Origin of the sequence: Microvirga ossetica (assembly GCF_002741015.1) — a bacterium.
Taxonomy (GTDB): domain Bacteria; phylum Pseudomonadota; class Alphaproteobacteria; order Rhizobiales; family Beijerinckiaceae; genus Microvirga; species Microvirga ossetica.
Genome location: NZ_CP016616.1, coordinates 30,512 through 52,126, shown reverse-complemented (window position 1 = coordinate 52,126; position 21,615 = coordinate 30,512). Strand labels below are relative to the sequence as shown.

General features: G+C 63.6%; 9 protein-coding genes and 1 tRNA gene. 9 read left to right on the top strand and 1 reads right to left on the bottom strand.

Going from position 1 to position 21,615, the window contains the following annotated elements; translation table 11 throughout:
* Positions 1 to 49: 49 nt before the first annotated feature.
* The 7 genes from BB934_RS00180 (at position 50) to BB934_RS00150 (ending at position 16,763) form a co-directional block, all read left to right on the top strand.
* Positions 50 to 1,012, top strand: a complete 963-nt coding sequence (locus BB934_RS00180) for a catechol 2,3-dioxygenase (RefSeq protein WP_099507781.1) — start codon at positions 50 to 52, stop codon at positions 1,010 to 1,012.
* Between the two features lie 330 nt (positions 1,013 to 1,342).
* Positions 1,343 to 3,004 carry a peptidase domain-containing ABC transporter gene (locus BB934_RS00175; protein ID WP_162299127.1) on the top strand — a complete coding sequence of 554 codons (1,662 nt, stop codon included), beginning with the start codon at positions 1,343 to 1,345 and terminating at the stop codon, positions 3,002 to 3,004.
* Between the two features lie 2 nt (positions 3,005 to 3,006).
* A complete protein-coding gene (locus BB934_RS00170; RefSeq protein ID WP_099507777.1) occupies positions 3,007 to 5,184 on the top strand; it encodes a peptidase domain-containing ABC transporter in 2,178 nt (725 codons plus the stop codon).
* Entirely contained in the window at positions 5,184 to 6,629 is a 1,446-nt protein-coding gene (locus tag BB934_RS00165; protein WP_157933940.1) for an HlyD family type I secretion periplasmic adaptor subunit, read from the top strand. The genes BB934_RS00170 and BB934_RS00165 overlap by 1 nt, the downstream gene beginning before the upstream one ends.
* Positions 6,630 to 6,641: 12 nt before the next feature.
* Complete coding sequence (locus BB934_RS00160; protein ID WP_099507773.1) at positions 6,642 to 15,131, top strand: Ig-like domain-containing protein; 8,490 nt, start codon at positions 6,642 to 6,644, stop codon at positions 15,129 to 15,131.
* An 85-nt stretch (positions 15,132 to 15,216) separates the two neighbouring features.
* Positions 15,217 to 15,306: transfer RNA gene (locus tag BB934_RS00155), tRNA-Ser, on the top strand.
* 431 nt (positions 15,307 to 15,737) lie between these two features.
* Complete coding sequence (locus tag BB934_RS00150) at positions 15,738 to 16,763, top strand: hypothetical protein (protein WP_157933939.1); 1,026 nt, start codon at positions 15,738 to 15,740, stop codon at positions 16,761 to 16,763.
* A gap of 443 nt (positions 16,764 to 17,206) precedes the next feature.
* On the opposite strand, the gene BB934_RS46675 is transcribed toward BB934_RS00150, so the two are convergent.
* Entirely contained in the window at positions 17,207 to 18,112 is a 906-nt protein-coding gene (locus BB934_RS46675) for a hypothetical protein (protein ID WP_157933938.1), read from the bottom strand.
* Between the two features lie 375 nt (positions 18,113 to 18,487).
* Here BB934_RS46675 and BB934_RS00140 point away from each other — a divergent pair, with 375 nt between their 5' ends.
* Together BB934_RS00140 and BB934_RS00135 are read left to right on the top strand one after the other, a co-directional pair.
* A complete protein-coding gene (locus BB934_RS00140; RefSeq protein WP_099507767.1) occupies positions 18,488 to 19,987 on the top strand; it encodes a DNA cytosine methyltransferase in 1,500 nt (499 codons plus the stop codon).
* On the top strand, positions 19,956 to 21,611 hold the full coding sequence (locus BB934_RS00135) for an McrB family protein (protein ID WP_099507765.1): 1,656 nt from the start codon (positions 19,956 to 19,958) through the stop codon (positions 21,609 to 21,611). Before BB934_RS00140 ends, BB934_RS00135 begins: the two co-directional genes overlap by 32 nt.
* The last annotated feature ends 4 nt before the right edge of the window (positions 21,612 to 21,615 follow it).

Genomic DNA, 21,615 nt, shown 5'->3' with positions numbered 1-21,615 from the left:
GCCGATCGGCCCACCCCACGCGCATGATTTTGACCCGAAAGCGATGATAATGCAGGAAGAACCGGTGCTTGACCTCGCCCATCTGGGCCATCTCGAGCTGCTGACGCCCAAGCCGGAGGAGAGCCTGCGCTTCTTCGTCGACGTGATGGGGATGACGGAGAGCGGCCGCCAGGGCGATTCCGTCTATCTGCGCGGCTGGGACGACTACGAGCGCCACTCGCTCAAGCTGACGGCTTCGAAGCAGCCCGGCATGGGCCACATGGCGTTCCGAGCACGCAGCCAGCAGGCGCTCGAGCGCCGGGTCGCGGCGCTGAAAGGATCCGGCTACGATATCGGCTGGACGGACGGCGATCTCGGCCATGGCCCCGCCTTCCTCTGTCGCGACCCGGACGGGCATGTGGTCGAGCTCTATTACGAGACGGAGTGGTACGCACCGCCGCCCGAGCTCAAGCCCGTTCTGAAGAACCAGGCGCAGCGTTTCCCGGCACGCGGCGTCAATGTCCGCCGGCTCGACCATCTCAACTGTCTCGCCGCAGACATCCGCGCAAACCGCATCTTCTTCGAGACCTATCTCGGATGCCGGCTCACCGAGCAGATCGTCCTCAATGACGGCACCGAGGCCGGCATGTGGATGACGCTGACCAACAAGAGCTACGACTTCGCCTTCACCCGCGATCATACCGGCACGAAAGGCCGTTTTCATCACCTGACCTACGCTCTCGATAGCCGCGAGGATGTATTGCGCGCTGCGGACATTTTCCTGGAGGCGGGCGTTCCGATCGAATCCGGCCCGCACAAGCATGCGGTTCAGCAGACCTTCTTTCTCTACGTCTACGAGCCCGGCGGCAACCGCGTCGAAGTCTGCAATGCCGGCGCGCGACTTATCCTCGCCCCGGACTGGAAACCGATCGTCTGGACGGAGGAGGAGCGCAAGAAGGGGCAGGCGTGGGGCATGAAGACCGTCGAGTCGTTCCACACCTACGGAACTCCGCCGGTCGAGGGGGCTCATTAGCGGCCGGCCGTATCTTCCGCGGAGGAAATTGTCCGCCGTCAAAGGTGTCTGCTGCTCCCACTATTAACTCTACCAAGGGTTTAATGGTGGCGGGTATAAGACACGCTGTTGACGTTTAAGAATATATTACGACATTCTGGGGTATCGATACGCTGATATCCATGGCGGATTGGACGCTCACCGCGGTGAGGCTGGGCCAAGGGCATGATGCCGTTCCGTCATACCGGTGAGAGCCCGGTATATTTCACCACATCATCCTCATATCTCCGCGGCCGATAGGCCAATGGTAGGGTTATGGATCGGTCCGCCGTTCTTTCCGCGACATCGACGATGTCCGCCGGCCCGTGGCTGACACGCCCGTTCAGGGGGCTGATCGGCCGCTTCGGCATCGCCTTCATGATCCCCGTTCTCGAGGCCACGCTGCTCATCACCCTGCTGGCGCTGGCTCTCCCGGTTGCGCTGCTCCAGGTCTATGACCGGATTCTTCCCAACAAGGCCGTCGGCACGCTGGCCGTGCTCGCAACGATCGTGGCGATCGCCATCCTGCTGGAGGCGCTGCTGCGGCACGTGCGCGGACGCGTCCTTTCCCGCATTGCCGCGACCTCGGAGGCGCAGGCGCACCGTCAGGCGATGCAGTGCCTGCTGAACGCGCCACTGTCGGCGCTCGAAGCGCATGGCAACGGCTATTATGCCGAGCGCCTTTCCGCCATCGGCTCCTTGCGCGAAGCGTGGTCTGGGCCGGCGCTGCAGGCCATGCTCGATCTGCCCTTCGCGCTGCTTTATCTGGTCGGCATCTGGTACCTCGCAGGCCCGCTCGTCCTGGTGCCGCTGGTTCTTCTCGGAAGTATCGGATTGCTGGCGGCCCTGACGGGACGCCGCGTCCGCTCCGCCGCCCATAACCTCGCCATGGCCGAGGAGCGCCGCTTCAACTTCCTCTTCGACACGTTGAACTGCATTCACTCCATGAAGGTCCTGGGCGCCGAGCCGCTGCTCGAGCGCCGCTACGAGCGCCTGCAAAACGGCTCGGCGCAACTGCGGCGGAGGCTGGCGCAAACCATCTCCGCAGGACAGGAGGGGGGGATGCTGTTCGCCCAATTCGCGACGGTCGGCGTTGCGTCCTTCGGCTGCCACATGGTGCTGAACGGGCAGCTCAGCGTCGGCGGCCTCGGTGCCTGCACCATGCTGGTCGGACGTACCATGCAGCCCCTGCTCGGAGGCGTCGCCCTGTGGTCGCGCCTGCAGTCGCTCGCGGAAAGCCGCCGCCGGGTGGCCGAGATCGGCGCCCTTCCGCAGGAGCGTCGTGCCGGTCGCCCCGTGCTGCAGGTGCGGGAAGGTCACATCGTGCTGGAGAATGTCCGGTTCAGGAACCCGCGCTATGCCGAGTGGCTCTTCGATGGACTGGCGCTCGAAGCGAAGCCGGGCGAGATCGTCGGCATCACCGGCCCCAACGGTTCCGGACGCTCGGCGCTGCTGCGGCTGATCGCCGGCGATCTGCAGGCAAATGAAGGCCATGTCCGGATCGATGGGCAGGATCTTGCGCAAGTCGATGTCTGTCCCGCCCGCCGGCTCGTGGCCCTGGTGCCGCCGGATCCGGCGCTGGTGCGCGGCACGCTGTTGCAGAACATGACGATGCACCAGCCGCAGCGGGAAGCTCTCGCTCTGCACCTTGCGACGGAGCTCGGGCTCGACCAGGTCGCCAGCGCCCTGCCGGGCGGCTGGCATACGCAGGTCGGCGTCGCGGCGACGCCGCTGCCGCGCGGTGCGGCCCAGCGCATCGGCGTCGTCCGCGCGCTTGTCGAGGAGCCGCGCATCCTTCTCCTCGACGATATCACCTCGCAGATCGACGGCGACAGCGATGCGCGCCTGGCCCGGCTCCTGGCGGAGCTTCGGGGCAGGGTGACAGTGATCAACGTCACGCACAGGCCCTCCACTCTGAACATCGCCGATCGGGTCTATGCGATCCGCGACGGAGGATTGGAGCGCGTGTCGTGAACATGCTCATAACGGAACACCTGCGCGCTCCGCTGGAGTTGCCCGAAAACCTTGTGGCTCCGTCGGATCTGAGCCGTTGCCTCTCGGCCATGCTGTGGCTGATGGATTGGTCGGGCGGTGTGGACGACCTGCTCGCCGCGCTTCCGCACGCCAAGCCGGACATTGATCTCACGGATCTGCGCAACACGCTCGCCGTCCTGGGCTATCCGACCCGGATGGAGCGGCTGCGCCGGGGCTCTCTGGATCCCCGCCGCTTGCCGGCCATCCTGCTGACGCGGGGCGAGGCAGCGGCCGTCGTTTATCGCGATGAGGCCGGGCAGATTCTGGTGCTGGACGGCGGCACGGGCGAGGTGACGCCCTGCGCTGCCGAAACGCTGCGCGGCACCCTGATGGTGATCGATACGAGTGCCGGCTCGTCCCGTCAGAACTGGTTCGGCGGAATCGCACAGCGCTTTCGCGGCGATCTGCCGGGGTTGCTCTGCCTCAGCGGGTTGATGGCGGTGCTGGGATTGGCGGTGCCGATCTTCACCATGGCGGTGTTCGACACCGTGATTGCCGGCTATAGCCCGCGCACGCTGCCCATGCTCGTTGCCGGGGTCCTTGCGGCCATCCTGCTGGAAGTCGCCTTCCGCGCCACCCGCCAGCGTGCGCTGCTGCGCATTGCCGAACGGCTCGACCGGCTGGTACCGAGCTCGGTCTTCACGCAGCTGATGTCGCTCCCGACCGCTCTCGTGGAACGCGCCGGCACCGCATCGCAGGTGTCGCGGCTGCGCGATTTCGCTGCCATCCGCGAATTCCTAACCGGCAGTTTCGCCGTTGCTCTGCTCGATATGCCGTTCACCGTGCTCGTCGTCGTGCTCATGGTGGTGCTGGGCGGCTGGATCGCCGTCGTTCCGGTGGGAACGGCTTTGGGCTTCGTCATCCTCTACCTGGTTTCGCGGGGATCGATGCGGCTGGCGATCGAGCAGGCGGCACGCGCCAATCAGGCGCGGGAAGCCCTGGCGGTCGAAGCGCTCGAAACCGTACGGACCCTGAAGCTCGCCGGTGCCGAGGAGCGGTGGATCGAGCGCTATGCCGGCGCATCGGCTGCGGCTGCCATCGCTTCGGCGCGGGTCGGCACGCTCTCCGGTTCGGTTCTGGCCGCCAGTCAGGCGCTCGTGACCCTCTCCGGGCTGGCAGCCGTCGTCATGGGCGTGCTTTCGGTCCTCGCCGGTGCCATGACGGCCGGCGCTCTGATCGCCGGCATGATGCTGATCTGGCGCGTCCTCGGCCCCATGCAGACCGGCTTCATCATGCTGTCCCGGTGGGAACAGACCCAGGCGTCGATCCGTCAGGTTGACGGATTGATGGCGCTCGAGACGGAGCGTCCGCCACCGCTGGAGGCGCGCATGGCGCCGCCGGAGCAGGGCGCCATCGTCTTCCAGCGCGTCACGCTGCGCTACATGCCGCAGGCGGAGCCCGTGCTGGCCGGTGCCAGCTTCGCGATCCAGCCCGGTCAGGTTGTCGCCGTCACTGGCGCGGAGGGAACCGGCAAGTCGACCCTGCTGCTGCTCATCGCGGGCCTCTACCGGCCGCAGGGCGGATTGGTCCGGATCGACGGACACGATGTCCGGTCCTTCAATCCCGCCGTGCTCCGGCGCAGCATCGGCTGGGTGCCGCAATCGCCGGGACTGCTCTACGGAACGGTCGCTCAGAACCTCCGTCTTGCCCGCCCGAGCGCTTCGGACGCGGAATTGCGTGAGGCGGCGGCGGAAGCCGGCGTTCTCGAGACCATCGAGGCGCTTCCGCAGGGCTTCGACACCCGCGTCGGCGACAATCAGAGCGGCCGGCTCCCGCGCAGCATCCTGCAGCGGATCGCGCTTGCCGGCGCCTTGCTGCGCGATGCCCCGATCCTGCTGCTCGACGAGCCCGTGGCCGGGCTCGACGATGCATGCGCGAAAGCCTTCACGGACGTCATTGCCGCGCACCGCGGCCGCTGCACCATCCTCATGGCGACGCATCGCCCGAGCCATATCCGCCTGGCCGACCGCGTGCTGCGCGTGCGGGACGGACAGGTCGAGGAACTCGAGCAGCAGGGCGCCCCGACCGGGCCGCGTCCCACCAGAACATCCATCGGCGTCCCGCTGGCCAATGCCGCCTTCGCGAACGTCGCTGCCGCCAACAGCTCGAAGGTTGCCTGATGAGCAAAACCGCCAACCCTGCCGTCAACGGCGAGATCCTGCCCGCAACGATCGAGCGACGGATCCTGCCGCGCGCCAGCCGCCAGCCGCGCCCGGACAGCCACGTGCTCGCCCTGGAGGAACTGCGCGTTCACGGATTGGAGCGCGCCGTCGTCCTAGGCACCGGTCTGCTGGTGGCATCGACCCTGACCTGGGCAGCCTTGACCCAAGTGCCGGAGGTCGCCGTCAGCGTCGGCGAAATCTCGCCGGCGGTTGCGCCCGCTCCGGTGCAGCATCTCGAAGGCGGCATCGTTGCGGAAGTGCTGGTGAACGAAGGCGAGCAGATCGAGGCGGGGCAGCCTCTTCTGCGCATGAACGATGCGGCCGCACAGTCCGAGCTGTCGCAGGCCCGGCTCCGGCTCGAATCCCTGCAGCTTCAGGCCCAGCGCCTCGCCGCCGCAGCGAATGGAAACCTCATCGCCATGGAGCTGCGCGGCCGCCAGATTCCCACGGCCGGTATGGTCGCGGACGCGACGGGCGGGACGCAGGTGGCACCGCTCCTCACAACCAGCACCTTCGCCGAGCCGCAGCGAGCCGCCCTGACAGCGCGCATGCGGGCGCTCGCCGACCGTATCTCGGTTCTGCAGGAGCAGGTTGCGCAGCGGCGCGGCGATCTCGCGACGCTGTCAGGTCAGATTTCGTCCCTGCAGGAGCAGACGGCGCTGCATTCCAAGGAGCTCGGCATTCGCGAGGAGCTCGCGCGCAACGGCCTGACCACGCGTCTCGCCGTATTGGAGGCGCAGCGGCTGTTCATGAACGCCAAGGCCGAGCACGAGCGCCTGAGCGGCCAACACGCCACCGCATTGCGAAGCCTCGCCGAGGCGGAGGCGCGGATCGTCGAGGTGCAGTCCGCAGCAGTGGACGAGGCACGCCAGGAAGCGGCCCGCGTCGCCCTCGAGGTCGCGGAGACCACGGAACTCGTCCGCAAGCTCGAGGATCGTGCGGATCGCACCGTGCTGCGTGCGCCCATCGACGGTGTCCTGCGCGGACTTGCGGTTCATCGTCCCGGCACCGTGCTGCCTCCAGGCGGGCTCGTGGCCGAGATCATGCCGCAGGATGCATCGCTGGTGGCGGATGTGCGTCTCATGCCGCGGGATATCGGCTTCATCGAAGCCGGACAGCCCGTTCATGTGAAGGTGCAGGCCTTCGACTATGCGCGCTTCGGTTCCGTCGAAGGAATGGTCGAGCGGGTCTCCGCCGGCACCTTCCTCGACGAGCAACGCCAGCCGCACTATCGCGCCCGGATCGTACTCAAGCAGCAGCATGTGGGCCACGACCCGCGTTATGCGCAGCTCGTGGCCGGTATGACCGTCCAGGCCGACATCACTACCGGCACCAAGACGGTGCTGCAATATCTGCTGAAGCCGATCTACTCGGCGATGGCAGCCTCCTTCCATGAGCGCTGAGGATCCCAGCCCATGAGCCAGCAGCCCGATCTCACCATTCCCTTCGATGCCAGCGTTGTCGACGAGGAAGCATTGCGCGCCCTGCGCGCCGTGCAGCGCATGCTTCCGACCGGCGACGGAGGAGCCAGCGGCAATCTCGTCGGCGGGACCGAAGCAGTTACAGCCTTCGGCATGGTACCGGGAGCGCCCTCCGGCAACGCCTCCGTCAGGCCTCATGAGATCGGGATAGAAGCGACAGACCAGACCGCACCACGTGATGAAGCACCGTCGAGCGCATCGGATCTCACACCATCGAACGATAATCCTGCGGTGATCGGTGTGGCGCTGCCCGACGATGTGAGGGTGACGGCACCTGCAGCACCCCGGTCGTCGCTTGCACCGAAGGCTGTCATTTCCTCGGGCTCGTCGAGCTATGTGCCTGACACCGCCGTGGCTGTGGCCTTCGCCCCGGAGGTCGTGAATGCCGGCACCGATCGTCCGGACCACCAGATCGTCATTCCGCAGCGGCCTGCCGACGAGCCGCCTGCTGAAGAGCCGCAGGACGTCACCGCCGATGCGCCGCTGGTTCAGGCGTACAATGCGGAGGGGCAGGAGGATCGGCCGATCGCTCTGAATCTGTCCGCGATCCTCGCCGACACCGATGGCTCGGAGCTGCTGACGATCAAGATCTTCGGTGTTCCCGAAGGGGCTTCTCTCACCCACGGCACGCGCCAGTCCGACGGCAGCTGGAGCGTCTCTCCCGCCGATCTGCCCGACCTCGCGATCGTTCCGCCGGAGAACTTTTCCGGCAAATTTAACCTCACCCTGCGCGCCACGTCGCAGGAATCCAACGGCGCGATGTCTCCGTCCGAAGTGACGTTTCAGGTGCAGGTCCACGCCGTCGCCGATGCACCGGGCGTGACGGTCGCCGATGCCCATGGCAAGGAGGACAGGGTCGTGAGCCTCGCGGGCCTCGGCGGCGCCCTGCGCGATACGGACGGTTCGGAGAGCCTCAGCTTCGTGATCTCTGGCGTTCCTGTCGGAGCGACGCTCAGCGCCGGCACCTCCCTTGGCGGAGGGCGCTGGGCGCTCACGCCCGCACAGCTCGAAGGGCTGACGCTGACCCCGCCGGCCCACATGTCGGGACAGTTCACCCTCACGCTCACGGCGATCGCCACCGAGAGCGAGGCGGGCGTTCCGAGCGCCCGAACCTCGGCTTCCTTCGTGGTGAGCCTAGACCCGGCGGTCGATGCCGGCAGCGTCAGTGGTGCAAGCCAGGGACCAGAGGATACCTCGATTCTGATTCAGCCGGCCTTCCTGACGCCGGACATGGACGGCTCGGAGACGTGGTCCGAATTCACGCAGGTTGCAGGCGTGCCGGCGGGTGCCTCGCTCAGCCGCGGCACCGAAATCGCGCCCGGCTTGTGGCAGGTCGCGACGGTGGATCTGCGCGGCGGGCTCGTAAGCGTACGCCCGACGGAGCACAGCGATGCCGATTTCACGCTGACCCTGACAGTGACCCTGACCGACAGCGGAAACGGGATGAGCGTCAGCCGGGTCGTGACCGGGACGCATCGAGTGACGGTAGACGCCGTTGCCGACGCGCCCGCGGTTTCCGCAAGCGACGTTGCGGGGGATGAGGATCAGCCGATTGTGCTGAATCTCTCGGCCGCTCTGATCGACAGCGACGGATCGGAAATCCTTTCGGTCAGCATCCTGGGCGTGCCGGACGGCGCGACCCTCTCGCACGGCATCCGCCAGCCGGACGGCAGCTGGAGCGTCCCTCCCGCCGATCTGGCGCATCTGTCCATCACGCCGCCAGTTGATTTCGCCGGAACGATCGATCTGACGCTCCGGGCGACTGCCCGCGAGACGTCGAACGGCTCGACAGCAACGCGGAACGTCGATTTCCGGGTCGTCGTGGACGACATCTCCGATGCGCCCGTGGTGATCACGCACGATGCGGCAGGGCGAGAGAACGAGTCCATTGCGCTCAATCTCTCCGCATCCCTGACCGGCACCGACGGTTCGGAGGTCCTGTCGATCACGATTCTCGGCGTTCCGGCGGGCGCGTCGCTCTCGCATGGCAGCCGCGCGCCGGACGGCAGCTGGAATGTCGATCCCAACGATCTCCCCAACCTCTCGATTCTTCCACCGTCGAATTTCTCAGGCACGATCAACCTGACCCTTCAGGCCAATTCCGTGAGTTCGAACGGCATCACCGCCACGACGAACTTGCCGTTCCAGGTGGCGGTGGAGGCTGTCGCCGACGCTCCCACTGTCACGGTGCGTGATGCAGCGGGGCAGGAGGATCAGGCGATTGCACTCGACCTCTCGGCGCTGCTGACCGATACGGACAGTTCCGAGGTGCTGTCGGTGACGATCGAGGGACTGGCGCCTGGAACGCGCCTCTCCGCCGGCACCGATAACGGCGATGGCACGTGGTCCGTGTCGCCGGCGCAGCTCGCCGGTCTCAAGCTGACGCCGCCTGCCGACTGGAGCGGCACCATGCCTCTGACCCTGGTGGCCCAGGCGCGGGAGACTTCGAACGGCTCGACGGCGACCACGCGCGCGGACTTCCAGGTCTCGGTCGAGGCCGTTGCCGACGCGCCGATCCTGGTAGTGCACGACGTCAGGGGATCGGAAGATACCGCCATCGCCCTCGATCTCTCGGCAGCCCTGAAGGATCAGGACGGCTCGGAGCTTCTGTCCGTCAGCATCTTCGGCGTGCCGTCGGACGTCTCCCTGTCGCATGGAACCCGTCAGCCGGACGGCAGCTGGCGCGTGTCGCCGTCCGATCTTGCTCATCTGAAACTGACGCCTGCGCACGATTTTTCCGGGCCTCTCGATCTGCGCATCGAAGCGACCGCCAGGGAGAGCAACGGCGACGCCGAGACGAGCAGGGCCGACTTCCGCGTCCAGGTCGGCGCGGTCGCGGATACGCCCGACGTGACGGTGGCCAACTTCTCAGGCCGCGAGGACGAGCCTGTCGCCCTCACGGGTCTGGGTGGCGCCCTGCGCGACATCGACGGCTCGGAGAGCCTGAGCTTCCTGCTGACCGTGCCTCCCGGCGCAACGCTCAATGCCGGCATCAAACAGGCGGACGGCAGCTGGCTGCTGACATCGGCGCAGCTGACCGGATTGGTGCTCACGCCGCCGCCGCACGGGTCGGGCCGGTTCGAGCTGACGCTGACGGCCGTCGCGACCGAGAGCGAGGCCGGCGTGCCGAGTGCGCGCAATGCGACCACGTTCACGGTGAATCTCGATCCCGTGCTCGATGCGGGGACCATCACCGGTTCGGCCGCCGGCAACGAAGACAGCTGGATCACGATCAGCCCGACCTTCGACACGCCCGACAAAGACAACTCGGAGACCTGGTCCGAATTCACGCGGGTATCCGGCGTGCCCTCCGGCGCGACGCTCAATCGAGGCACGATGGTGGAGCCGGGAGTTTGGAGCGTTCCGACCGGGGACCTGCGGACCGGGCAGGTCAAGATCAAGCCGCCGGCGCACAGCGACGAGGATTTCACCCTTACCTTCACCGCAACCCTGCAGGACACCGGCAACGGGAAGACCGTGAGCGGCGAAGTGACCGGGACGAGCCGGGTGACGGTCAACGCCGTGGCCGATGCGCCGAGCGTGACCGCCGTCAGCGTCTCGGGGAACGAGGATACTGAAATCCCGCTCAATCTTTCCGCATCTCTGGTCGACAGGGATGGATCGGAAACGCTGGCCGTCAGGATCTATGGGGTGCCGGCGGATGCGACCCTGACCCGCGGAACTCTTCAGTCGGACGGCTCCTGGCTCGTGCGGACCGAAGATCTGCCGCAGCTGTCTCTCAAGCCACCGGTCGATTTCTCCGGAACGCTGGACCTGAAAATCCGCGCCACCGCGACCGAAAGTTCGAACGGCAGCAAGGCCAGTACCGAATTGTCCTTCCAGGTGAAGGCCGAGGCCGTCGCCGACGCTCCTGGGCTCCGCGTCAACCATTCCGTGGGAGACGAGGATACGGCGATCCCGCTGAACATGGCAGCCTGGACGACCGATCGCGACGGCTCGGAGAAAATCGTCGGCTTCAGGATCGCCGGTATTCCGGACGGAGCGGTGGTGCGCGCCGGAAGCGTGGTTCTCGTCCGCGCAGCCGATGGCTCCGTGCTGGTGGACCCGGCGCAGGTGAACGGCCTCACCATCACGCCGCCTGCGCATTCCGACAAGGACTTCACCCTGAAGGTCTCCGCCATTTCCGCGGAGCCCAACGGCAGCACGGCCGAGCGCCAGCCGCTCGATCTTCGGGTGACGGTGCGCGCCGTGGCCGATGCGCCTGTCATGGATGTCACGGGCGCGACCGGATTCGAGGACACTCCGATCGCGCTCAACCTTACCGCAACTCTGCCGGACGCGGACGGCTCGGAGACCTTGAGCTTCGTCATCTCCGGCATCCCGGAAGGCGCGGTTCTGTCTCACGGGACGTATCGCGGACCAGGCATCTGGTCCCTGACCGCTGAGGAAGCGAGGCAGGCGACATTGCTTCCGCCGCCCAACTTTTCCGGCACCATCGAGCTGCGCGTGACCGCGGTCACGCAGGAGGCGGATGGCGGCGATCAGGCGAAGACGCCGGTGCTGTTCCCGGTCAATGTCGTGGCGGTGGTCGACACTCCCGCCGTCGGCGGCCTCGACGGACACTCGGGCAACTGGGGCACCATCGGAGGAACCGAGGACCAGCCCATCGCGCTGCGCCTCGATCCCGGCCTCGGCGACAGCGACAATTCGGAAAAAGTCGTCGGCGACATCCTCATCGGCAACGTGCCTAACGGCGCGGTCCTGAAACTTGCGGACGGCACGATTCTCGCAGCCGATGCGAACGGCATCTACCGGATTCCCGCCACGCAGATGACGGGCGTGACGCTGACCATGCCGCATGACAGCGACCGGGCTGCGACGCTCACCGTCGAAATGACCATCGAGGACACGGGCGGAATCCGGACGCCCATCGGCGGCCATATGGTGGTGGATCCGGCGGGGGACGCCGACACTCCGGTGCTCACGCTCACGGAATCGACCGGCGCCGGTCACAACAGCATCGATCCCGACGACGGACTGATCCCGCTTCACATCACGGCGACGCCGGGCGATACGGACGGCTCCGAGAGCTTGTACATGTGGGTGCGCGACGTGCCGGCCGGCGCGGTTCTCTCGGCCGGCATTCCGGCCGGCGATGGCGTCTGGCTGGTCCCTGTCGAAGCGCTCCCCGATCTCTCGATCCGCCCGCCTGCGGGCTACAGCGGCAGCTTCGATCTGAAGATCACGGCGGTTGCCGTGGAACGCGAGGGCGACCAGTCGCATCGCACAGAAGAGGTGACGGTGACCGTCACGACGCCTTCGGGCGGCGGAAATGGAGGCGAGGGCGACGGATCGGGCACGGTTCCGGGCGGCGCGCCGATTGCCCAGACGCCGACGCTCGTTGTCGCCGATTCAGGGACGGTCGAGGACCGCTCGGTGCAATTGTCCATCGCGGCCGGAACATCCGACACGGATAACGGCCGCGAGACGCTCGGCATCCGCATCGAAGGCGTTCCTGCCGGTGCAAGCCTCTCGGTCGGCGTGAGGGATCCTCTCAACGGCACCTGGGTGCTGCGGCCGGATCAGCTGGCGCATGTCAGCCTCGTTCCCCCGGCGGACTTCTCCGGCACGATCACTCTGCGTGTGACAGCCGTGTCGACGGAAGCCACGGCCAGCGAGACGACCACCACATCCGATCTCAACGTCACCGTGTCCGCGGTGGCCGACAGTGCCGTCATCTCTGCCGCTCCGCCTGCCGGCGTCGAGGATGTGGCGGTCCTACTGAATCTCACCGTCGGGGTGAGCGACAAGGATGGCAGCGAGTCGGTTGCGGCCGTGGTGATATCCGGGCTCCCGGCAGGCTCACGCCTCGAAGGTGACGGCATCACCGATCTCGGCAACGGGCGCTGGTCGGTCGATCCCGCCCATCTGGGAAGCCTGCAATTCGTTCCGCCCGCAAACAAGTACGGCACCTATTCGCTGACGATCGAGGCGACGACGCGCGAGGCGAGTAACGGCGACACGCTTGCGACGAGCCGGACGATCGCTATCTCCGTCGCGCCGAGCGCCGATGCACCGATCGTCACCGTCCATGACGCGACGGGCAACGAAGACGGAAAAATCGCTCTCAACCTCTCGGCGTCGCTGACCGATGCCGACGGGTCCGAAGTCCTGTCGGTGGTGATCGAAGGCCTGCCGGAAGGTGCACGTCTCTCCGCTGGCCTCAACAATGGCGATGGCAGCTGGACTCTGACACCCTCGCAGCTCGCGGGCCTGACCGTGACGCCGCCCGCCGATTGGAGCGGCACCATGGCCCTGACCATGCTGGCGCATTCCCGCGAGACCTCGAACGGTTCGGTAAAAACCACGAGGGAAACATTCGAAGTCCACGCGGATGCGACGGCCGATGCTCCCGTGGTGAGCGCCCGCGATGCAGCGGGCCGCGAGGACGAGCCGATCGGCCTGAACCTGTCCGCTGTCCTGACCGACCGGGACGGTTCGGAGACATTGTCCGTGGTGATCTCGGGAATGCCCGCGGGCGCCTCGCTCTCGCACGGCACGCGCCAGCCGGACGGAAGCTGGCTCGTATCGCCATCGGATCTGCCGAGCCTTTCCGTGACGCCGCCGCAGAACTTCTCTGGCTCCTTCAGCCTGACCCTTCGCGCCACAAGCCGTGAGACGAATAGTGAGACGGCCACGAGCGAGGCGACCTTCCGCGTGCACGTCGATGCCGTTGCCGATGCGCCCTCCGTGACCGTGGTGAATTTTTCGGGACGCGAAGACACGTCCATCAGGCTCACTGGCCTCGGGGGCGCCCTGATCGACACCGACGGTTCGGAAAGTCTCAGCTTCGTGCTCAGCGGGTTACCGGCCGGTGCGAGCCTCAGCGCCGGAACCAAGCAGGCCGACGGCTCCTGGCTGCTCACGCCGGCGCAGCTCAGCGGAGTGACCTTCATTCCGCCTGCGCAGGCCTCGGGCTCGTTCACGCTCACGCTCACCGGCATCGCCGCCGAGAGTGCAGGGGGATCGACCGCCCGGACATCGGTAGACTTCACGGTCAGCCTCGATCCGGTGGCGGATTCAGGCACGATCGCCGGCGCGAGCGCTGGAGCCGAGGATACGTCCATCCTCCTCAAGCCGACCTTCACCCTTCTGGATACGGATGGCTCGGAGACCTGGTCGGACTTCACCCAGGTCTCGGGACTGCCGCAGGGGGCCAGCCTCAATCTCGGAACGGAACTCAGCCCGGGCCTGTGGCAGGTGGCGACCGCCGATCTGCGCGCCGGGCTCGTGACGCTCCGGCCGGCTGAGAACAGCGATGCGGATTTCACGCTGACCCTGAAGGCGACGATCACCGATACCGGCAACGGCACGAGTGTGAGTCGCGAGATTACCGGCACACATACAGTCAGCGTGTCGGCTGTTGCCGACGCGCCCACAACGGTGGCGGGAGACGCGGCAGGGCTTGAGGATCACGCCGTTGCGCTGAACCTTTCAGCCTCTCTCGTCGATACCGTCGGCTCAGAGACTCTGACGGTCAGCATCCTCGGCGTGCCCGACGGCTTCATGCTCTCGCATGGTACGGCTGTCGGAGGCGGCACATGGACGGTGCCGGCCGCCAGCCTGTCCGGCCTCCAGCTCATGCCGCCGCAGGATTGGAACGGGACACTGAATCTGACGCTTCAGGCCACGAGCAAGGAAGCCGCAGGCCAAACGGCGACGACGACCACGCCGTTCTCCGTGACTGCCGAGGCCGTGAACGATGCACCGGAACTGGCGCTCGCATCGCCCAACCACGTCGAAGCCGGCACGCACCACGCGCAGGCCATCGGCGGCGCCGCTGCCGAAGATATCGACAGCTCGCATCTCGGCGGGGCGACCATCACGCTCTCCGGAGCGCAGCCCGGCGACCGCCTCGATGTCGAAGGCTTCGTCCTTCATGAGGACAACGGGCGCACGATGATCGGCGATACCGGAATCGAGATCGTGGGCGGCGGATACGCCGCCGGGACAGGAACGCTGACGCTGAGCGGGCATGCGACTCCCGAAATCTACGCGTCGGTGCTCGAAGCCCTCGTGCTCGAGAGCAGCGACGCGTCAGGCCTCGCAGCCGGCAGCCGCAGCATCGGCGTGGTGCTGGTCGACAGCGAGGGGGCGGCTTCGCTTGAGAGGAGTGTCGACGTCGTCGTGGACGATGTCGCTCATGCCTCGGGCTTGGCGGCTCCAATGGGGGCTTCCGGGACGATTCAGGACCTGGCCGGTTCGGATATTCTTCTGCTCATGGCGGATGGCGCGACCGATCCGAGCCACGGCGCGGGTGCTGCCTGGACGGAGCAGGTGGATGCCGGAGATGCTGCTGCGTCCGGGGCGCATCCGGTACCGGATCTCGACCAGCCTGCTGCGGATCACATCCAGCCTCTCGACGACTTCCAGGCGGATGCCTCGCGGGTGCAGTGGTCGTAACGGCACGAGCCGTCGGTCTCGGTTGACGCCGCAGGGCCCACGGTCTTAGAGAGAAGCACGGGTCGGAACCGGTTTTCCGGCCCTTGGAGGGGTGGCCGAGTGGTTTAAGGCAGCGGTCTTGAAAACCGCCGTGGGTGCAAGCCCACCGTGGGTTCGAATCCCACCCCCTCCGCCATTGTGTTTGGCTAAGGGATTGAATTGTTTGATGTTTCCATTCGAGCCCAGCGATTCACCCCGGTTTCCGCCCCGGTCTTTGGCACGAGCCACGGCATGGTCTTCAGCGGGAACCGGCCGTCGAGCCTGCTCTGGCTTGTCTGGCGGACCAAGGGTCGGAGGTTCAAATCCTCTCGCTCCGACCATTAAATTCTTAAATCTTAGAACGAGTTAGCTATGCAGGTTCTAGGTATCCACCCGACCATAGGACGGAGTGGGGACGCGCCGGGGACACAAGAACTGCCGCTGACGACCCGAATCGCCGCGAAATTGAGCTTTTTCTCGCACGTCTGGCTAAGCCTATCGACTGCAATGGTCGTGCTCATGGTAGGAATCTGCACGGCCCGATCTGCCGAGTTCGACGTCTTCAGTCCCTCCGGGATTGATGTGAGCATGGTTTTTGTGAAAGGGCCGATCCGGAGTGGGGATGCGGATCGGTTCGCAGAGATACTAGGTGGGCTCTCGCGTCCCAAGGCCAGTATCGTTCTCATGTCACCCGGGGGCCTCGTCAAGGACGCCCTGGACATGGGCGTACAGATCCGGCAACGGAATTTCGCAACCGTGGTCCTGCCCGATCAGGAGTGCTACTCAGCCTGTGCGCTGATCTGGATATCCGCGAACCGACGCTACATGTCGCCGCGATCCACCATCGGGTTCCACGCGGCGTACATCCGTGAGAACGGCCAGCTCCGCGAGACCGGCATGGGAAACGCCGACATTGGATCCTACCTCACGCATCTCGGGCTTCGTCGCGAGGCGATCATGTTCATCACGCAGTCGCCTCCGGAGGGGTTCTCGCTACTGACCCCGAATAAGGCACGCGAGCTTGGCATCGACATCTTCGAGCAGGACGGCACGACCGTCACCCCGCCAAGCTCGAAGCCCACTCTCGATGCCATGGTCAGGCTCGGGGCGGGCTACATCGAGCTGTCCGCGACCTGCTCCAACCTGTTCGGCCTCGACGCCGCAGAGATGAAGTCCCTCGGGGAGCAGACCTTCAAGGAAGGGCACGATGCCTTCGGAGGGGAGAATTTCGGGCGCCTCCTCTCCTACGAGATGGAGGCGGTCGGCAACCTGAGGGACCGTAGCGGACTTCTCGCAAGCTGTGTCGAGGCCGTGCGAAAAGTGGCCGAGACGGGGAGAACAGTCGTCCGGTCACCTTCCTTCGACTGCCGGAAGGCATCGACCGTGGCCGAGAACGCCGTCTGCCGGAGGCAGGAGCTGTCCGCCAGCGATCTGGCCATGTCAGCTCTCTACTCACATATCCTGAAGACCGCGCCCAAGTCCGTCGCTGACAAGACAAGGACGAGCCAGCGGAATTGGTACCGCATGCGGAACGCATGTGAGGATGACGCGGACTGCATTTCGTCCACCTATGAACTACGGCTGAAGCAGCTTGAAAAGATCGCATTCCAATAGTTGGCGTCGACTTGTTCCGTGACGCTGCTCGCCCTAAACGGCTGTGCTTTTCGGGCGCGCTTAGGGACGGAGATTTCACAGGCTGACACCGACCGTCAGTCGATGAAGTTCGCAGCCGCTCAGTGTCGGCGGCTAGGCGTCACAACTCGCCACGGTCAGGGAACCGTTTTTTTCTGAGGATGGAATTACCCAAACCTCCGCGTCTTCCGTAAAGGTGTCCGGCCGGAACTGGACTTCTTGATCATATACTCGGAGATTTCATCAGCCTGGGCCCTCACTGCCGTTACAAGCTCATCCAACAGCTTTGGGTCGCTTTCTGGCTTTGCAACGCGTTCACTGAGCCTTTCAGCTTTACGGCTATAGGTTTGAACAGGTCCTTTTGAGATCGGTGCAGTCATAATTACTCCTGCAGGCCTTTCTGAGCCGAACGCGTCAGCCTCGTTTCAGTTTGCAAGATCGCACACTTTCTCGAGGTCTGATTGATCGTACGCTAGATATATAAGCGTTGCAATTGCACTCGCGGCGTGCCGCAGGGCTAGGGCTGAGGCTATGTCAAACCGTCCTACCGTATCGCTTGTAGCAACCAAGACGCCATAAGGGTGGGATTTCCCGCCGACTGGCCCAATCGGTTCAGATACAAAGGAGGCATACGCCCTCGAATCATGAGGCTCCGCCTGATCTGCCGAATTGAACATTTCCCAAACCCCGGGTGCATATGCATCCGGGCATATCTTCGGCACGCACTGAGCAAATGCAATGCCGACGTGGCCGCGACCGGGCGCCCATAGGCGCCCAGGCCCACTTGAAGGATGTTTGCGATGCTTGTCCCGCCATATCGGATGCAGCAGGCCATCCCTCGTATCGTAAACATAGACGGAGAAGCTCCAGAGTTCGCTGGCATCAAAATCAAACAAACGCTCCCGATCCTCGACGATGAGCGAAAGGATCTCCCTGATTGTTTCCTTAAGATATTCAGGGGTTCTTGTCTGATCATGAATATGATTGCGAACGATAATGCCCCATGAGAGGGATTGCTCCTGAAGAACATTCAAGAAACGGGTATTCCCCTCCAGCTTCTCAATCCGATCATATGCGTCTTCCATCTCCAGATATATCTCAGGAGCAAGTTTTACATCATAAGTATAATAGGCTGTGACCAGAGCAAATAGAACGAACATCAATACAGGTCCCCAAAACAGAAGGGGATGAACAGCCACAAGCTTGTCATAAAACGTGCAATAGACGCCGACAATTACAGGAATGAGAAGTGAATAAATGAGTGAGTTAATTCTATTCTGTCGGATCAATGACTTGATAGAGTTCTGCACATCGACCAACGATACAGTCATTTACAAAAGCCTTGAGATGATCACGAACAATGGGAGGCGCACCTCATTTACAGCCAGACCATTTTTCAGCACTCCCCGCAAGTCTGCACACCGAGCCCGTGAGACAGGATTTGAAGAGTTGGGGATCAAACTCAGAGCTGGCTGGCGCGCGGCCCGGGCTGGTGCCATATGCTGTAGCTTGTGCAGCCAGGAAGGGATCGACCGGCCATCTCTGTAACAGGATACTCAGATTGCAGGTCACGGACCATGCGTTGGAGCAACAACGTATTTCGGGGCGCAAGCTTTGGCAGGGCCAGCGTTTTTCGATTCATGCCGGATCGTTAACCTGTCTGGGCCAGTTTCGTGTTGCTCAGCGGAAATAGGAACTAGTCGAGCATGACGAGTGACGCCGTTCATCAGAAGCTTGCGCGAATTCGTGCCGGTGAGAAGCCGCGTGTCCTTGACCTGTTCGCAGGGTGTGGCGGGCTGTCCCTTGGCTTCAAGGCAGCTGGATTTGCAATCAGGGCAGCTCTAGAGCTGGATCCTGATGCAGCTCGGTCCCATGGACTGAATTTCCATCCAGATGACGCCCGCCATAGCAGGTCTCGTGACATTATTGCCACGCACCCTGAAGACTTGGTGGCAGAGCTAGACCTGGGACCTGTCGACGACGCGTTCGATGTAATTGTCGGTGGCCCACCGTGCCAAGCGTTTGCCCGTGTCGGCCGTCCAAAGCTCCGCGAGATTGATTCACACCCTCAGGCGTTTCGGCATGATCCTCGCGCACGGCTCTATCAGGAATATCTTAGATACGTTGCAGCATTTCAGCCACTCGTCGTGCTGATGGAGAATGTTCCAGATGTTCTCAACCATGGCGGCCAGAACATCGCCGAGGAAATCTGCGAGGTTCTCGAGGCAAAGGGCTACGTTTGCGGATACACCCTCCTGAACGCCTCCTATTATGGCGTGCCGCAGATGCGAGAGAGAATGTTCTTGATCGGCTACCGCCGAGAAGTCGCGGCCTCCGTTTCATTCCCGTCTCCGTCACATTGGATGACCCTTCCTGCTGGCTATGACGGATCGCGCGCAGTTGCCTTGAAAGTACTTAATGGCCTCTTCGGAGCCGCGCATGACTATATTGAACCGCCAGCCTCGGGTCCGGACCTTCCCTCAGCCATAACTGCTGAACAGGCTATTGGTGATCTCCCCCCGATCTATGCTCGGAAGCAGCTCGCATCAGGCATCCTGAAGCGCGGCGCACGACGTATGGACCAGCCGATACCCTATGATAACCGTCGGAAAGTGTCGGAATATGCCCGGCAAATGCGCTCCTGGCCTGGGTTCGAGGCGCCAGTCGAAGGACTGCGGGACCACGTGATCCGCTATCTGCCCCGGGACTACGAACTTTTCGCGCGTCTCAATCCGGGGGATCAGTATCCGGAGGCCCATCGGCACGCCATGGCTATGCTGGCCGAGCGGATTTCCGAACTGCGCGAACAAGGCAAAAGGGTTCGGGAAGGCTCTTCGGAATACGAGCGCCTGAAGGACTCGATTGTTCCTCCTTACGATGCATCAAAATTCCCAAACAAATGGCGTAAGATGTGGAGAGATCAGCCAGCGAGAACACTCATGGCGCACCTCGGCAAGGACAGTTACAGCCACATCCATTACGACAGTGAACAGGCCCGGACGATTTCAGTACGCGAGGCTGCAAGGCTGCAATCCTTTCCCGATGGTTTTGTGTTCAGCGGAACGATGAATCCAGCGTTCCGGCAGATCGGAAATGCCGTTCCTCCGCTCCTGGCAAGGGCCTTGGCGTCCGAGATATTTAAGACCCTCAAGGGTGCAAAGGCGAAGGAAGAGCATGTCGGCAGCAGAACGCCAGCAACAGTTTGAAAAGGCGATCAGGGGTCTACCGGGAACAGAAACAAGCGCACGGATTGCGAGCAATTTCGGCTTTTCGAACAGCGCCCGTATTCTGGAGGGAGGTCTGTTTGCCTGCACTAACAATCTCGAGAGTCATTCGGAGAAAATAGCTGCTGGTACAGCCACTCCGCTCCAGCAGATGGTTCTGCTTTGTGTGCTGACTTTTCCGCCTCACGACGAGGTCTATTTCGCCATCTCAGTGAAAGAGGATATCGGAACCTTAAACAGCGGATTGCTGAAGCTGTTTCATGAAGGACAAGCGCGGAATGCGACTCTCATTGCAGCCTCGAAGAAGCCAGGGAGCATTAGTAATAACGTAAAATTCTACATCACGGATACGGGGGAGCTATACTTTCATAACTACGACTTCAAAGAGTCACTGACGGCGGCGCGCCACAAAGGTGAGCTTGATCCAAGCTGCTTGGCGAAGATTGATTCGATACACTTCGCAATCTGGCCGCCAGGAGCGTCAGTGCACCGGAGCCTGCTGGCCCGGCAGTTCGTGGGCTATCTAGGCAACCTCATCGGCCGAGAGAAGGTCCACGAAATCCGCGTCTGGGACGATGCTGGTGAGGTAAGCGCAGAAATGCGCCGAATGCCATCATCCATTCCCGTTGCAGACATCGAAGCGGCGGTTGCCGCTCTTGAGGGCCACTATCCTGGCGGCGAAGTCCGCCGCTTCCATGCAGCACTCAACTTTCTTCCGCATAAGCATTTTGTGATCCTGGCTGGGTTGTCTGGTACTGGCAAAACACAGTTGGCGTTGAAGTATGCTCGTGCGGTCCACGGCGTTAAGCTGCGGAACCCCAACCCATTCCTGTTTGTATGTCCTGTCCGGCCTGAATGGACCGACCCAACCGGGTTGACCGGCTACTACGATGTTCTCTCGAACCGGTATGTTGTGCCGCCCTTCTTAGAGGCTGTGCTCCTTGCGACTGCACATAAGGACTCTCCCGTATTCGTCGTGCTGGACGAGATGAACCTGGCACGCGTCGAGTACTATTTCTCCGACGTGCTGTCCGCAATCGAAACTCAAGAGGCGCTCCAACTGCACACCAACGGCGTTCCGCTCGAAGGATCTAAGGGAACAAATATCCCCGCAGAATTGAGAATACCCGATAACCTCTATGTCATAGGCACTATCAATATCGATGAAACGACAAATGCCGTAAGTGACAAGGTGCTAGACCGGGCCATCGTGATTGATATGTCGGCTGTAGATCTGGCGGGTTTCATGTCAACGCTTGAAGCCCGTGAGCCCCAGCTGAAGGACGCCCGCGCCGCGTGCGAGGGTTTTCTTCAGATAGCGCAGGACATAATGGCTCCTCACAGCCTTGGGTTCGGATACCGCGTCGCTGAGGAGGTCGTCCGCTACCACGCATTCGCTGCAGAGCATCTGAAGGCGGATCCGACGGGGACCGTGGACGATTTGATGGTACAGAAGGTTCTGACCAAACTGCGCGGAGCGGAGAAGCAGCGTCGGCTCCTTACCGGGTTGATCAAGGCATTCACTTCGCTTCCGAAGTCTCAGAGTTTTCTCACGAAGCTGCTGGTTGATCTGGACGAGTTCGGCTCATTCCAGGCAAGCCGCTGAGGCT